The sequence below is a fragment of the Acinetobacter sp. YH12208 genome (assembly GCF_013418055.1).
Classification (GTDB): domain Bacteria; phylum Pseudomonadota; class Gammaproteobacteria; order Pseudomonadales; family Moraxellaceae; genus Acinetobacter; species Acinetobacter pseudolwoffii.
This window is the reverse complement of record NZ_VPCT01000007.1, coordinates 72,612-87,053: the sequence shown is the minus strand read 5'-3', so window position 1 is coordinate 87,053 and position 14,442 is coordinate 72,612. Positions and strand designations below refer to the sequence as shown.

Here is a 14,442-nt window from a genome sequence, read left to right as displayed (position 1 = left end):
TAAATTTTCTTATTTGTGCGCCGCGCAATATCTGATCCAGACCATATACCACAACGAAATCCAAATAAAACTGATACTCCAGCCGGATATGACATCTGAAGGAAAATGTACGCCTAGATAAACTCTTGAAATCCCCATCATCAGCATCCATAAGCCTGCACCGATCATGATGATGGTAAAGCGAGAATGTTGCCGATACATGTAAATTGCCAGACAAGCCAGACATGCCGCATACAGACTATGCGCACTTGGAAAGGAACTTCCAAAACTTTCAACCAGATGCAAGGACTCTGGTGGTCGGGGTCGGGCAATTGCAAACTTTAACAGCCAAGCTAGGAGTATTCCTCCGATAATTCCGATACATATAAAAATTACGCTTGTATGCTTTTTATACCACAGCAAGGCAATACACCATAGTGTGGATAAAAATAATACAAATGGCATGCCACCTATCACTGATAAGGACAGAGTAATTCGATTCCAAAACTCGGTGCGATACAGACTCATCCTTTCCACTGCGTGCAAATCAAGCTTGCTTAAAGCAGGGATATTCAGGATGAACACACTGAAAATTAAAAATAAAATACCGACAAAAAGTAACAAGTAATGCATGCCAAAAATCCTTGTCCCTTTAACCGTTCGCAGATCGGTTAATTGTCTGGAGTAGAAGTGTACTTGTCAGTACACTTTTTTTCAAGTGTGCGTATTTTATGCGAATTCCATTTTTTTAGTAAGGAATTTGTTGCTAAATATACTGTAATTGTCGCAGTTTTAAGATTTTGTCGATGTATGATTTTCGTCAATTTCAATGCTTTGCTTGGGGGGCCAGAAGAAATCACTTGGCCGGGTCAGGAAGTGAGTCATGACCAGTTTTGCCAACGGTTTCCACTGTTCAAAACGTACCCGTCGTGCACGTAAGGCCACAATAATGGTCAAACTGAAACTGACAAATAAGTTGGTCAGGCCAATCAACAACACACCGAGGAAAGACACCACAATCAAGCCAATATCCGGGCCATTAATATTGATCAGGCCCTGAATAAAGTTGGCCGAGGCAAAGGCAATATGACGGATATCGAGCGGCAACCCCAGAATAAAACCAATGGTGCCCATACTGCCGAGCATGATGCCAAACATGAAATTACCTGCCAGCGCTCCCAGATTACGTTCAATATAATCTGCAAACCGGTACAGCCGTTCCTGTCCCATCAATTGCGATAAACGTATATGGGCTTTCAGGCGGGGGCCTACCTTGCGGTAGACGGCCATGTTGTCAAAATAACCGGCCAATAACCCGGACAGGAACAGACATACCCCGGCAATTGCAGCATGCGGAATTGCCAAAGAGGTAAAGGGATTCAGGTCATGTAAGGTTTTGGTTGCCTTGGCATGATTCATTAAGGGTTCATGCAGAGCAACGTCCCACATTAAGGTAATCAATGCCGCCACCGGAATGGCAATCGAAATATTGCCCAGAATTGCCACAAACTGGGTACGGATAATATTCACAATCAGCGCGGCCAGCTCGGCAATTTGCGCCATTTTTGAGCCTTTGCGTTGCTGGACTGTGGCCGCCAGTGCAGCGGCTGTCATCGCTGGCTGTTTGGTCGCCACGGTAAAATGCAGCACATGAATCAGCATAAAACCCAGCGAATAATTCATGCTATAGCTAAAGGCCTGCATGAGAGGCGCCATGCTCAGGCGTGTCATCAGGATTTTCAGGGTGGCCATCGTCGCGATGATTGCACCTGCACCGGCGGCCGATTTGTACATGGCCAGAAAGCCTTTTTTGTCAGTACTGACATAGTGCTCGCCGGTTTTACTAGCATTCTCAGTCACCTGCAAGGCCAGGAGTTCACTATTGGTCGCCAGCAGGGCACGTACACTGCGTTCGCTATAAATCGCTTCAGTGATATCTGCAATAAACAGGCCGATGGACTGGTAGCGCAGGTCATCCTCGTCCATGACCATGTTGAGCAGGATTTCAACCCGCTCCAGACACTGCTCCAGCAGTGCCAGCATATAGGTCAGACTCACGCTGACCCCAATCCGTTTGGTAGAGCGGCGAATTTTTGCCACGACATCATGACACTGTTCCAGCATCACCAGTGCTTGCGAAGCATCTGGCGGGGTGATCGAATCGACCAGCGTGACCGTGTTATAGCGTTTTTTGTATTCCTGAATAAATTCGTTAATCTCACGGTTCTGCACCAGAAAAGGAGATTCATATTCCATCAGTTCCGGCTGTGCATTAATAAATTCAGGATGCAGACCAATACCACTGATCCGATACGACAAAATGGTCAGTGCCTTGATCAGTTGATCTTTAATGCGGGTCTTTTCAGGCTGATTGGAGTGACCCTGATTGAGAACTGAAAATAAGCGTTGCCAGTCATCTTCATCAAAATAGTCGAGCCAGTATTTATCGGTCGGCTGATAAAAAACCTTGCGAAATAATTCTTGTAATTGCTGATGATCCGGAATAACTGGCAGGATATGCGCGCCAATACGCTGATTGAGCTGATTCCAGAAACCATCCAGAGACAAAATACCGGTATCGGAAAACAGACTGGTCTGTTTATAACGGTTAATGATCCGCAGGGTAAATGTCTGTAATGCTGAAACTGCATTCGGCGTCAATAATAAAGCTTGGATAAATGCATTGAACTTTGCTTCGATTTCTTCGGTATTTCTGCTGTCTTCCGGTCTGATTCTTTCAATCAGTTCAATGAGAAGATTTTCATCCAGCACCGCCTGAGGTTGCTCAAGCTGATGCTGCATGTTTTGGAAAAGATCAAGAAAATTAATATGCATAGGCGAGTTTAAAGATTACTGAATTCGGTGTAGGGCCAGTTTGGCCAGATTAATCAGAGCTTGACGATACTCAGAGTCAGGTAATGCCTGCAAGGCATGAATGGCGGTTTCCGTTTCTTCAGTCGCACGTTGACGGCAATAGTCCAGTGCCCCAGATGCATTGACAATTTGAATGACTTGATCGAGATGTTCTGTACCGCCAGTGGCAATACTGCGACGGATAATTTCATGCTGCTCACCGGAGGTATTTTTTAGCGCAGCAATCAATGGCAGGGTAGGTTTGCCTTCCATCAGGTCATCACCAATATTTTTGCCGAGGGTTTCTGCATCGGAGGTGTAATCTAGAATGTCATCAATAATCTGGAAGGCATTGCCGAAATGACCGGCGAAAGTTTTTAAAGGCTCACGGAATTCATCTTTACCCGACAGAATCGCTGCGCCTTCTGTCGCCAGTTCAAACAGGCGCGACGTTTTACCATGAATAATATTTAAATAAGTCGCTTCACTGGTTTCTGGCTGGTGCTGGGATTGCAATTGCAGCACTTCACCTTCAGCAATTTCACAGGTGCCGGTCGAGAAATCTTTCAGCAAGACCATATTGTTTAAATCGACCAGCAGATCAAATGCACGTGAAATCAGGAAGTCACCGACCAGAACAGCAGTCTGGTTATTCCATGTCGCATTGGCAGTCGGACGGCCACGACGCAGGCCAGATTCATCGACCACATCATCATGCACCAGCGTCGCCGTATGCAGCATTTCAATAATCGCGGCCAGCTTGCGATGCGGTTCTAAATCTTCAGCACCACAAGCCTTGGCAGCCAGAAGACACATAATCGGGCGCATGCGTTTGCCACCCGCTTCGACCACATGTTTGCTGACGGCCATCACCAGTGCAACTTTTGAAGTAATTCCTTCATTAATGAATGTGTCCATCGCAGCAAAGTCGTTAGCAACAGGAGCGAGAATGTCTTGCTTAAAGTCGATGGTCATGTGAAAGAAAACCTCTAGTCTGGTAAATCGCAGGTCGTAGTTTAACAATTTATAACATGAGTGAAACCTAAGAAATGCATAAACTCCACTAAAAATCAGCTTTTTATAGATCTTATTCAGATTCGATCTATATTCTGCGCTACAAAAAATCAGGAAAGGTCAGCGATATCGCTCTCTTCATCAGGCTGAGTATATTAATCAAACTGGCCGAATTTCTGCTGTATTATTTTGTTGCTGAATATATCTTGAGTGTCTGATTTGATAGAAATTATTTAAGTGTTAAATAATTAGCACATACTCGCCATTATTATTTCAGTAAAATGGCTTGTTGTTTTTTTGAATATCCCTTAAAATCCTCGCCCTTAGATATCCCCCAGTGGCGTACGTCTTAAGATCGATATCTTCCTTTATCGGCACGACGACACGGGCTTGTTTGGAGTACATTATGTACGCAGTAATCCAAAGCGGTGGTAAACAACACCGTGTAATCGAGGGTGAAACCCTTAAAGTAGAATTATTGAAAGCTGAAACTGGCTCAACTATTACGTTTGATGACGTATTGATGCTTGTAAACGGTGAAAGCATTCAAATCGGTGCTCCAGTTGTTGCTGGCGCTACTGTAACTGCTGAAGTAGTTAGCCATGGTCGTCACGACAAAATCCGCATTATCAAAATGCGTCGTCGTAAACACTACCGTAAACAACAAGGTCACCGTCAATGGTTCACTGAGTTGAAAATTACAGCTATTTCAGGCTAATTACGAGGAGTAAATAGACATGGCAACTAAAAAAGCCGGTGGTTCGACTAAAAACGGTCGTGATTCGAATCCTAAAATGTTAGGTGTTAAAATGTACGGCGGTCAATCTGTGACTGCTGGTAACATTATCGTTCGTCAACGTGGTACTGAATTCCACGCTGGTCAAAACGTAGGTATGGGCCGTGACCATACTTTGTTTGCGACTGCTGACGGCGTAATCAAATTCGAAGTGAAAGGCCAATTCGGTCGTCGCTACGTATCTGTTGAAGCGTAATTCGCTGAGATAGAAAAAAAGCCCACAGTTTCTGTGGGCTTTTTTATGCCTGAAAATCGACTGTAATGAACGCCTGATCCAGCTTATGTAAAAAAACGGCTGAAATCTTCATCATGATGAACAAAAAAATAGATTTCGAATTAATAACCATACAAAAGTTCTTATTTTCTATCATTTTAGCTTTTAATTTTCGTTTAAGATGAGACATCAAATAAATTGCGATGACACAAAATATAAAGGTGAAATTATGAATATGCTTCGTAAAACCGTCTGTGCTATGGCTCTGGGTGCAGTGACTTTAGCACCGGTGATGAGTACAACCGTGTTTGCTGCACCTGTGGCAGCGTCGGAGCAACAGGCAACTGCCAGTCTGGTGAAGCAGCTGAATTATGTGCGTAGCATGACGGCAAATTTTGAGCAAAGCACCAAGGTGACCAATCCGAGAGCAACCCAGAAAAAAGGCTTGAGCGCACAACATATGAATCAGACCTTTCAAGGGGTGATGAAAGTCGAGCGTCCGGGTAAATTCTATTGGGAAACGACAGCACCATCGAAGCAAACCATTACAACGACTGGTAAAACAGTATGGATTTATGATCCGGATTTGCAGCAAGCGGTTCGTCAAAACCTGGATGAGCAAGTTGCCAATACACCGGCTTTGCTTCTGTCAGGAAATACCAGTCAGATTATGCAGTCTTACCGGGTCACTCAGCCAAATAAGGGTAAAACCTATTACACGCTGTATCCTAAAAATACCGATGGTGTCTTTGAGAGCCTGACCATTAGCTTTGGCGCCAATAAAGCACCTAGCTTGATGATCCTGCAGGATTCACTTGGCCAAACTACAAATATTAAGTTTAGTAATGTGAAAGTGAATGGCAGTATTCCAGCTTCTACCTTTAACTTTACCCCGCCAAAAGGTACGGACATTATTGATCAATAATCAGAAGTATCAAGTAAATCAAAGAGCAACCGATTCAGGTTGCTTTTTTATTGCCGATTATCAGGATTGCTTTGAGCAGGCTACAAGGTTCAGCTGTATCTAGACACAAGAGCATCTTAAAATAAATAAAAGTCGAGTCAATGAAATTGCAAAATTTTGGGAGCTCAGGATGAAGATCAATCTGTTTAAAACTGCTGAAATTTATGCTGTCTTATTAATCACTGTATATATCTTGGGTTGTCAGCCGCCATCCAATTCAGTTGTTACCCAAACAGATCCGTGGGTGCAGATTGAAGCCAAGAGTATTCCCGTCAAAGGGGTGGCCAAAGTGGTGTGTGAAATAGAAGGCTGTGTACGCTTTGATCTTCATACGGTGGATACCAACCTCGACTGGATTGATCAATATTTTATAGAACGTATTCAGCATACCGAGCCGGTTGCATTCACCAAAGTGACTCAGAAAAATCCTAAAAAAGCCGATGAGCCCCATTATCTGGATCAGCGTTTTATCAAGGTACTATTTATCGCTCAGCGTGATCATCTGGCGACTTTTGCCTTAATAAGTTCCAATCTGGTGAAGAATCACACTGCATCAAGTGAACATGTGGAATATATCAATTTTGATATGAAACAGAAAAAGCGTCTGGCTTTGCATCAATTGATGTTAAAGGGCGGTGAGCAGAAACTACTCAATGTGATATATCGAACCAATACTCGATGGCTACGCACACAGGGGATACAAGCACAGCAGTTAAAACTGAGTGATAACTATTATTTTGACAGGTCGGGTCTGGTGTTGGTGTACCCGGCAGGTGAATTAACTTCTAAAGCAGCAGGAACGCCTGAATTAAAAGTGTCCTATGCAGATTTGGGTGAAGTGATTTGGCCTGAATATTTAGCCATTTTACAGTCCAAGACTTCCTAAATATTGTGCTAATAAGGCACAGCTGTGGTCGTAGTCACTGTATTTTTTGACGTTAAGAGCTTACACTATAGCCAGTTTTTTTCTTCTGCAAAGATTGATTATGATCGACCCGAAATTACTCAGAAACAATATTGAGGCTGTAAATTTGGCCTTGGCAAAACGTGGTGTTCAACTCAATGTTGAAGAGTGGGCCTCCCTAGAAGCGCGCCGTAAAGAAATTCAGTCCAAGACAGAAACACTGCAAGCTGAACGTAATGCCGGTGCAAAACAAGTCGGTCAAATTAAAAAAGCAGGCGGTGATGCCTCTGAAATCATGACACGCATGTCTGCGATTGGTGATGAAATCAAAGCGGCTGAAGCAGCATTGGCTGAACTGCAAGCGGAGCTTGAAGAAAAATTACTGTCTATTCCAAACTTGCCAGATGAAGCTGTGCCTGAAGGCAAAGACGAAAGCGATAACGTGGAAATCCTGAAATGGGGTACACCACGTGAATTCGATTTTGAGATCAAAGACCATACTGACCTCGGTGAAATGATGGGCGGTCTGGAATTTGAAACCGCAACCAAATTGACCGGTTCTCGTTTCAGTGTTTTGAAAGGCCCATTGGCGCGTTTACAACGTGCATTGACACAGTTCATGCTGAATACGCATACAGATCAGAATGGTTATACCGAAGCCTATGTACCGTATTTGGTGAATGCGGATTCATTACGTGGTACAGGCCAATTGCCTAAATTTGAAGAAGATCTGTTTAAACTTCAAGGCGAAAAAGAATTCTATTTAATTCCAACTGCTGAAGTGCCAGTGACTAACTTCGTGCGTGATGAAATCATTGATGCAGATCGTCTGCCATTAAAATATGCAGCACATACCCCATGTTTCCGTAGTGAAGCAGGGTCTTATGGCCGTGATACCCGTGGCCTGATTCGTCAGCACCAGTTCGACAAAGTGGAAATGGTTCAGATTGTTAAACCTGAAACGTCTATGCAGGCACTGGAAGATTTAACCGGCCATGCTGAAGGCATCTTGCAAGCATTAGGTCTGCCATACCGTAAGATCATCCTTTGTGGCGGTGATATGGGCTTTGGCGCGACCAAGACTTATGATCTTGAAGTTTGGGTGCCAAGCCAGAATACTTATCGTGAAATCTCTTCATGTTCAAACATGGGTGACTTCCAGGCGCGTCGTATGAAAGCGCGTTACCGTGCCGACCAGAAAAAAACTGAATTTGTACATACCTTGAATGGTTCGGGTCTGGCGGTTGGTCGTACCTTGCTTGCAGTGATGGAAAACTATCAGCGTGCAGACGGTTCGATTGAGATTCCTGAAGTATTGCGTCCATATATGGGTGGTGCGACTTATATCGACTAATGCTTGATATCAGCATCGCTAAATGTGCATGAAAATTGCATAGACAATCAGATTTAAAATTTTGAGGTAGTTCGTGGATATCTTTCCAATCTCGTTAAAGTTGCAACAGCAACCTTGTCTGATTGTCGGTGGTGGACATATTGCCTACCGTAAAGCGGTATTATTAGCAAAAGCCGGAGCAGTGATTCATGTCATTGCACCTGAAATTGATGCCAATTTACTTGGGATTGTTCAGCAGTCTCAAGGGCAATATGATCAGGCACCATTCAGTACACAGATTCCTTTACGTCATTATCGTTTAGTGATTGCAGCAACAGATGATGCTGATGTGAATCGTCAGGTTTTCGAGCTGTGCGAAGCTGAAAATGTACTGGTCAACAGTGTCGATGATCCACCACATTGCCGTTTTATGGTGCCTGCGATTATTGACCGCTCACCGCTGGTGATTTCGGTGGCATCGAATGGCACGTCGCCGGTGTTGTCACGCCAGATTCGGACTCAACTGGAAGCAACGATTCCACATGGCATGGGCAAGCTGGCTGAGTTTTCAGGCAAATGGCGCAGTCACGTTAAAGCAAAAATTGTCAATCCGGATCAGCGCCGTATTTTCTGGGAAGATCTGTACGCCAGTCCGCTGAAAGAGCAGGTGTTTAATGACAATATGGCTGAAGCAGACCGTCTGATCGAGCAAGCATTACAAGAGTGGCAACAGCCGAAAGGTGAAGTCTATCTGGTGGGTGCAGGTCCAGGTGATCCAGAACTGTTGACCCTGAAAGCTTTAAGGTTGATGCAGCAAGCCGATGTGGTGATTTATGATCGCCTGGTGTCTGAACCGATTATGGATCTGTGTCGCCGTGATGCGGAAAAAATCTATGTTGGTAAGGCGCGTTCCAATCATGCAGTTCCACAAGATGGGATTAATGCTTTATTGGTCAAATATGCCAGTGAAGGCAAGCGGGTTTGTCGTCTGAAAGGCGGTGATCCTTTCATCTTTGGGCGTGGCGGCGAAGAAATTGAAGAACTGTTTGCGGCAGGTATTACTTTTCAGGTGGTGCCGGGTATTACCGCAGCTTCAGGTTGTTCCGCCTACGCCGGTATTCCATTAACGCATCGAGATTATGCACAAAGTGTGCGTTTCCTGACAGGTCATTTAAAAGAAGGTTCGCCTGAATTGCCTTGGCGTGAGCTGGTCTATGAAAACCAGACCTTGGTGCTGTATATGGGACTGGTGGGATTGGAAAGAATCTGTGCGCAGTTAATCGCTCATGGTCAACGCGCAGATATGCCGGTGGCACTGGTCTCTAAAGGCACGACTCCTGAGCAAAAAGTTGTGGTGGGAACCCTTGCTGACATCGCCTCTAAAGTGTCTGAGCATCAAATTCAGGCACCGACTTTAACCATTATTGGTGAAGTGGTTCGCTTGCGTGAACAACTGCAATGGCATGAGCGAGGATAAGCAAAGCACTGCTTTGCCCGAGCGCAAGACGAAGGCTATGCCTGAGTAAGAGGATAAGCAAAAGTTGTTTCTTGGTTTGACCGCAAGACGAAGGCTATGCCTGAGTAAGAGGATCAGCAAAAGTTGTCTCTTGGTTTGACTGCAAGACGAAGGCCATGCCTGAGTAAGAGGATAGCAATAGTTGATACTCTTTGTCTGAATGCAAGACGAAGGCCATGCCTGAGTAAGAGGATAGCAATAGTTGATACTCTTTATCTGAATGCAAGACGAAAATTACACCTGAATAAAAGGATATGACGATTAATCTCATGGTCCGAATACAGGAAAAAGCTGTATCTAGATAACAGCACTGATGTTGCTGTTTGATCTATAAGTTGAAAGCTATATCTGAATGAAATGTATAAAGTGAGAAATAAGTGATCCACGTTGTTTTATATGAGCCCGAAATTCCTGCAAATACAGGCAATATTATTCGTCTGTGTGCCAATACGGGAGCACAGTTGCATCTGGTCAAGCCACTGGGTTTTGAACTGGATGATAAAAAACTGAGACGTGCCGGTCTGGATTATCACGAATATGCCAATATGCAGATTTGGGAAAATATCGAAGACTGTCTGGCCGATCTGGCAAGTAAAGGCATTGCTCTGGATGCGATCTATCCGCTGACCACCAAAGGGACTGAAACGCCACATACCTCGGACTTGAACCGTTCTGTGGCATTGTTGATGGGGCCGGAAACGCGTGGTCTGCCTGAACATGTTCGGATGATGTTCCCGCAGCAGCACTGGATTCGTTTACCGATGGCAGAGAACTCTCGTAGTTTAAACCTTTCGAATGCCACGGCAGTGATTGTATATGAAGCCTGGCGTCAGCAGGGTTTTAAAGCGCTCTAAGCTTAAATTTACAATAATTTGAAAAGCTGCCTTTGGGTGGCTTTTTTATTTGCTAGGATAGAGAGACAACTGATTGGAATAAGAAGGATATACGCGTGAAGCCGATATTAAAATTTGCCTTGGCCTGTTGTATCGGAATGACTGCTTTACACCTCGGTGCGCAAGAAGCAAGTGATGTAATGGGGGAAACGCAACAAGTTCAGCCAATTACGCAAGCGGAAATACAGCAAGGATTGGCCGACATGCAAAAACGCTTGGATGCGCGGATCGACAACTGGGGGCAGAGTCTGAATTCCGATGATTTTGAATGGACTTGGCGTGGACGTAAATTGAAACAGGCCAAACGTCAGGAAGTCTGTGATATTTTTCAGGATGTGGTCAATGAAATGTATCAGCTGGCGGTCAAGAATAAAGCCAGGCTAAATCCGGAAGAGCAAAAATTATTGTTGAATAGAAGTCTGTTCATTGAAAAACTGGGCTATGAAAATAATCGGGTCAATACCCAGATGGGTTTTGATTGTCGTTTATTTTAAATAAAATCAAAACCATAAAAAAGGCGCTTTAAGCGCCTTTTTTATTTGAACTGGAACGATATTATTTATCGTCAAATTCGTTGTGCTGAGGTGCAGGATGCTTGAAACCTTTGGTTTTATAACCCAGGTACAAGATACCGCCAAATGCCCAGATCAGACCATATTTCAATGAGGTTTGATCAACTTCGAGCCATAAGGCAAACACTGCAATGAAACCTGCAAGTGGTACCACCACAAAGTTCAGAATTTCTTTCGCAGTTTTGGTACGACCATCACGTAAAGCATAGCGTGAAATGACAGACAAGTTTACGAAACTGAACGCCGTCAATGCACCGAAACTGATCAGTGAAATCACAAAATCAAGATCCATGAAGCCAGCTGTTAAGGCTACAGCACCGACAATCATAATGTTGTATGACGGTGTGTAGTTTTTCGGACTGATATGACCAAAGATTTTCTTGTTGATCACGCCATCACGGCCCATGACGTACATTAAGCGAGATACACCTGCATGTGCAGAAATCCCTGATGCCATGACGGTAATGATTGCAAAACCAAGTACATAAGCCTGGAACAAGGACCCACCCACCAGCATCAAAATTTCCGGCTGAGTTTCAGCAATATTCTGGAAATATGAACCTGGATTGTTCGGGAAGTAAATCTGCATGAAGTAAGTGCTGATAATGAAAATAATACCGGCAATTAAAGCGGTCAAGAAAATCGCTTTAGGCAAAGTTTTTTCAGTATCTTTGGTTTCTTCAGCCAGCGAGCTTAAAGAGTCAAAACCAGTGAAAGAGAAGCACAGTAAAGTCGCACCAGTAATCAGGGCGCCTACTGAGGTTAACTCATTCCAGAACGGTTCCAGACTCCAGAGCTGATAGCGTTGCTCAGCTGTGATTGGACCATCCGCATTAAAGCCAGCCTGTAACTTGCTGTAGACCATCCAGGTAAATACGGCAATGACAATCAACTGCACGAACACGATCATACTGTTGAAGTTTGCTACAAAGCGCGCACCACGTAAATTGATGCCAGTCATGAATGCAGTCAATACCACGACCCAAACCCAATGATTGATATCAGGGAACAGGGCTTCTAGGTAAATGACGGCAAGAATGATGTTGACCATTGGCGACAATAAATAATCGAGCCAAGATGACCATCCCACCATGAAACCCACATTCGGGTGAATGGATTTTTGCGCATAGGTATAGGCCGAACCCGAAGAAGGGTAGCGACGAATCATATGACCATAGCTCAAAGAGGTTAACAAAATTGCAATCAGCGCAAAAATGTAAGAGGTGGGAACGTGGAAGTTACTTTCTTCAGATACCAGACCGAATGTATCAAACAAGGTCATGGGTTGAATATAAGCCAAACCAATAATAATGATGTGCCAGAGTCCCAGCGTTTTTTGCAGTTTAGCTGCCGATTGAGTCCCAGAGATATTAGTCAACGGCGTTATCCTCTTAATCGTTGATCAAGGATCAGTCATATTTATAAGGATCGTTTGAGACGAACGATCCCCCCTACAGTTTTCTATAAAAGCCCGCCAATCTACTTGAAAAGAAGGGCTTTTGCTAGCTATTTTTTTGACTTTTGAGGTGCATAAAGTATGCCATTCAAATTAGCGCAATGATTTCTTTATGCAAGATAAAAGCCTGATGTCTAAAAAAACATCAGGCTTTAATTTTCGCTATATTGGCTTATTTTTCAGTAATTACCAAGCCTTTTTTAAGATAGATTTTAAATCTTCCAAGGTGGCTTCTTTCGGGTTATAAATGATGGAACCATCGTTCAGGGCTTTCTCTGCCACTTCATCCAGCTGCGCTTCAGAAATCTTGCCGGTTTCACGTAATGTACGTGGCAGTTTGGTCAGACTATAAATCCGATCTCGCATGGTCAGAATAGTGGCAATGGTTTTGTCTGCGCGTAAATGTGCTGGTGTTTGCGCATAAATATCGGCACCTGCCAAAGGTAGCAACAGATCAGCAATCTTGTCACCATTGACCTCTTTGTTGTATTCCAGCACATACGGCAGGAACAGGTTCATACATAAACCATGCGGCAAGTGCACCACTGCACCCAGTGAATGACCGAGTGAATGCACAATCCCGACCATCGAGTTAGAAAATGCAATACCGGCCATGGTCGATGCTTGAGCCAGTTCCAGACGGCCTTGCGCATCATTGGGATTATCCAGCACATTGAATAGATGGCTACTGATCTTCTTGACTGCTGCGGTGGCATAAGCATCTGAGATTGGATTGGCTGCCATGCAAGTATAAGCTTCGACCGCATGGGTCAGTGCATCCATTGCGGTCATGGCGGTTAAATGCGGCGGCAAAGTCTGGGTCATGCGCGGATCTAAAATCGCAGCATGCGGCATCAAATAATACGATGCGAAAGGCATTTTAACATTCTTCTCGGTATCTGAGACGACAGCCACCATGGTGACTTCTGAACCTGTCCCTGAAGTTGTTGGAATCACAAAAAATGGTTTCAGTGGCTTAGGCAGGTTGTGGGCACCAGAATATTTAAGCAAGTCATCACCCCCTTCAGACACCAGAATATTGGTGGCCTTGGACGTATCAATGACTGAACCACCGCCTACAGCAATGATCGCGTCACAGTGATTTTCACGATACAGTTTCGCCGCACTACGTACTGTACCCAAGCTAGAATCGGGTGGTACATCATCAAAAATGGCTACAATTGCAGCATCCGCCATTTCAAATGCAGCTTCAATCGGTGCCAGAAGATTATTGGCGCGTACACCTTTGTCGGTAATGATGAGTGGACGTTTTGCACCTAAAGTCGCAAGTTCAAACGGAATATGTTCTAACGCGGCATGTCCGGCAATGACTTTAACCGGACAGAAAAATTCATAATAAGGTTTAGCCATGTTATACACTCCGTTTTAAATAAGATTGAGCGATTTTTAGATAAATACTGCTCGCTTCGCTTAGTTTTTCTTTGAGGCTGAGATTGCTTGGATATTCTTTGACAGCCAGTTGCGCCACCAGTTTAGGCAAAATCAGTGCTTCCATTTTATTTAGACAACGCACCAGACGAATGGCATTGGAAATATCGCCATCGGCAATCATGCGGTCATTGGCAAAGGCTTGAGAGGTGCTTTCCTGAAAGGAAAAAACTAAAAAAGCATGGTGCAGATGTTTAAAGGTAATAGTCAGATCAGGTGCTTTTTCCAGATTTTTCACCAGTTCCAATTGCTTGTCCTCAGTGACCCGCGCCACAAAGGCTGGGCCATGCGGAAAGACTTTCATGGAAAGAGTGAAATGGACTGGAAATTGGGCAACTTCCTGTTTGATTTCTTCATCCACCTGACTTGCCATGACCAGACCGCGGCCAATCACATCCATCATGAGTTTGACATAGGCAAGCTGCAAAGCGGGTTTTACGGATTTAGTTGCAATCACGTGATGATCCCTATCTCAATATTATTGGTTTAGAGTAAATAC

Annotated in this window: 14 protein-coding genes; 8 read left to right on the top strand and 6 right to left on the bottom strand. The window is 44.2% G+C overall.

The window, feature by feature from the left end:
- Nucleotides 1-9 precede the first annotated feature (9 nt).
- From FTU95_RS08765 to sdsA, 3 genes are all read right to left on the bottom strand, one after another.
- Nucleotides 10-612, bottom strand: a complete 603-nt coding sequence (locus FTU95_RS08765) for a phosphatase PAP2 family protein (protein ID WP_074383416.1) — start codon at nt 610-612, stop codon at nt 10-12.
- Nucleotides 613-771: 159 nt separating this feature from the next.
- Entirely contained in the window at nt 772-2,814 is a 2,043-nt protein-coding gene (locus FTU95_RS08760) for a site-specific recombinase (protein WP_034608441.1), read from the bottom strand.
- 15 nt (nt 2,815-2,829) lie between these two features.
- Entirely contained in the window at nt 2,830-3,807 is a 978-nt protein-coding gene (sdsA, locus tag FTU95_RS08755) for an All-trans-nonaprenyl-diphosphate synthase (RefSeq protein WP_005097778.1), read from the bottom strand.
- 445 nt (nt 3,808-4,252) lie between these two features.
- Here sdsA and rplU point away from each other — a divergent pair, with 445 nt between their 5' ends.
- The 8 genes from rplU (at nt 4,253) to FTU95_RS08715 (ending at nt 10,960) form a co-directional block, all read left to right on the top strand.
- A complete protein-coding gene (gene rplU / locus FTU95_RS08750; protein ID WP_005097776.1) occupies nt 4,253-4,564 on the top strand; it encodes a 50S ribosomal protein L21 in 312 nt (103 codons plus the stop codon).
- A gap of 19 nt (nt 4,565-4,583) precedes the next feature.
- Nucleotides 4,584-4,838, top strand: a complete 255-nt coding sequence (gene rpmA, locus FTU95_RS08745) for a 50S ribosomal protein L27 (protein WP_005097774.1) — start codon at nt 4,584-4,586, stop codon at nt 4,836-4,838.
- Between the two features lie 247 nt (nt 4,839-5,085).
- The gene (gene lolA, locus FTU95_RS08740; protein ID WP_180078198.1) at nt 5,086-5,781 is read left to right on the top strand and encodes an outer membrane lipoprotein chaperone LolA; all 696 of its coding nucleotides are present in this window, start codon (nt 5,086-5,088) and stop codon (nt 5,779-5,781) included.
- A gap of 169 nt (nt 5,782-5,950) precedes the next feature.
- Complete coding sequence (locus FTU95_RS08735; protein WP_180078196.1) at nt 5,951-6,706, top strand: DUF3298 domain-containing protein; 756 nt, start codon at nt 5,951-5,953, stop codon at nt 6,704-6,706.
- Nucleotides 6,707-6,806: 100 nt separating this feature from the next.
- Nucleotides 6,807-8,078, top strand: a complete 1,272-nt coding sequence (serS, locus tag FTU95_RS08730) for a serine--tRNA ligase (RefSeq protein WP_005097768.1) — start codon at nt 6,807-6,809, stop codon at nt 8,076-8,078.
- 73 nt (nt 8,079-8,151) lie between these two features.
- Nucleotides 8,152-9,534, top strand: a complete 1,383-nt coding sequence (gene cysG, locus FTU95_RS08725) for a siroheme synthase CysG (RefSeq protein ID WP_180078194.1) — start codon at nt 8,152-8,154, stop codon at nt 9,532-9,534.
- 416 nt (nt 9,535-9,950) lie between these two features.
- Entirely contained in the window at nt 9,951-10,427 is a 477-nt protein-coding gene (locus FTU95_RS08720; protein WP_180078192.1) for a tRNA (cytidine(34)-2'-O)-methyltransferase, read from the top strand.
- A gap of 137 nt (nt 10,428-10,564) precedes the next feature.
- Nucleotides 10,565-10,960, top strand: coding sequence for a hypothetical protein (locus tag FTU95_RS08715; RefSeq protein WP_218944647.1), 396 nt, complete (start codon nt 10,565-10,567; stop codon nt 10,958-10,960).
- A gap of 61 nt (nt 10,961-11,021) precedes the next feature.
- On the opposite strand, the gene FTU95_RS08710 is transcribed toward FTU95_RS08715, so the two are convergent.
- The 3 genes from FTU95_RS08710 to FTU95_RS08700 form a co-directional block, all read right to left on the bottom strand.
- Nucleotides 11,022-12,416, bottom strand: coding sequence for an APC family permease (locus FTU95_RS08710; RefSeq protein WP_005097762.1), 1,395 nt, complete (start codon nt 12,414-12,416; stop codon nt 11,022-11,024).
- A 264-nt stretch (nt 12,417-12,680) separates the two neighbouring features.
- Nucleotides 12,681-13,865 (bottom strand): iron-containing alcohol dehydrogenase, encoded by a 1,185-nt coding sequence (locus tag FTU95_RS08705; protein ID WP_005097761.1) that lies wholly within the window; start codon nt 13,863-13,865, stop codon nt 12,681-12,683.
- A gap of 1 nt (nt 13,866) precedes the next feature.
- Nucleotides 13,867-14,400 carry a hypothetical protein gene (locus FTU95_RS08700; RefSeq protein ID WP_005097759.1) on the bottom strand — a complete coding sequence of 178 codons (534 nt, stop codon included), beginning with the start codon at nt 14,398-14,400 and terminating at the stop codon, nt 13,867-13,869.
- Nucleotides 14,401-14,442: the final 42 nt, after the last annotated feature.

What these genes read in the sequence shown, in the direction of transcription:
- sdsA (WP_005097778.1), bottom strand. Translation starts at nt 3,807, where the DNA reads ATGACCATCGACTTTAAGCAAGACATTCTCGCTCCTGTTGCTAACGAC.
- rplU (WP_005097776.1), top strand. Translation starts at nt 4,253, where the DNA reads ATGTACGCAGTAATCCAAAGCGGTGGTAAACAACACCGTGTAATCGAG.
- FTU95_RS08760 (WP_034608441.1), bottom strand. Translation starts at nt 2,814, where the DNA reads ATGCATATTAATTTTCTTGATCTTTTCCAAAACATGCAGCATCAGCTT.
- FTU95_RS08705 (WP_005097761.1), bottom strand. Translation starts at nt 13,865, where the DNA reads ATGGCTAAACCTTATTATGAATTTTTCTGTCCGGTTAAAGTCATTGCC.
- rpmA (WP_005097774.1), top strand. Translation starts at nt 4,584, where the DNA reads ATGGCAACTAAAAAAGCCGGTGGTTCGACTAAAAACGGTCGTGATTCG.
- FTU95_RS08765 (WP_074383416.1), bottom strand. Translation starts at nt 612, where the DNA reads ATGCATTACTTGTTACTTTTTGTCGGTATTTTATTTTTAATTTTCAGT.
- FTU95_RS08735 (WP_180078196.1), top strand. Translation starts at nt 5,951, where the DNA reads ATGAAGATCAATCTGTTTAAAACTGCTGAAATTTATGCTGTCTTATTA.
- serS (WP_005097768.1), top strand. Translation starts at nt 6,807, where the DNA reads ATGATCGACCCGAAATTACTCAGAAACAATATTGAGGCTGTAAATTTG.
- lolA (WP_180078198.1), top strand. Translation starts at nt 5,086, where the DNA reads ATGAATATGCTTCGTAAAACCGTCTGTGCTATGGCTCTGGGTGCAGTG.
- FTU95_RS08715 (WP_218944647.1), top strand. Translation starts at nt 10,565, where the DNA reads ATGACTGCTTTACACCTCGGTGCGCAAGAAGCAAGTGATGTAATGGGG.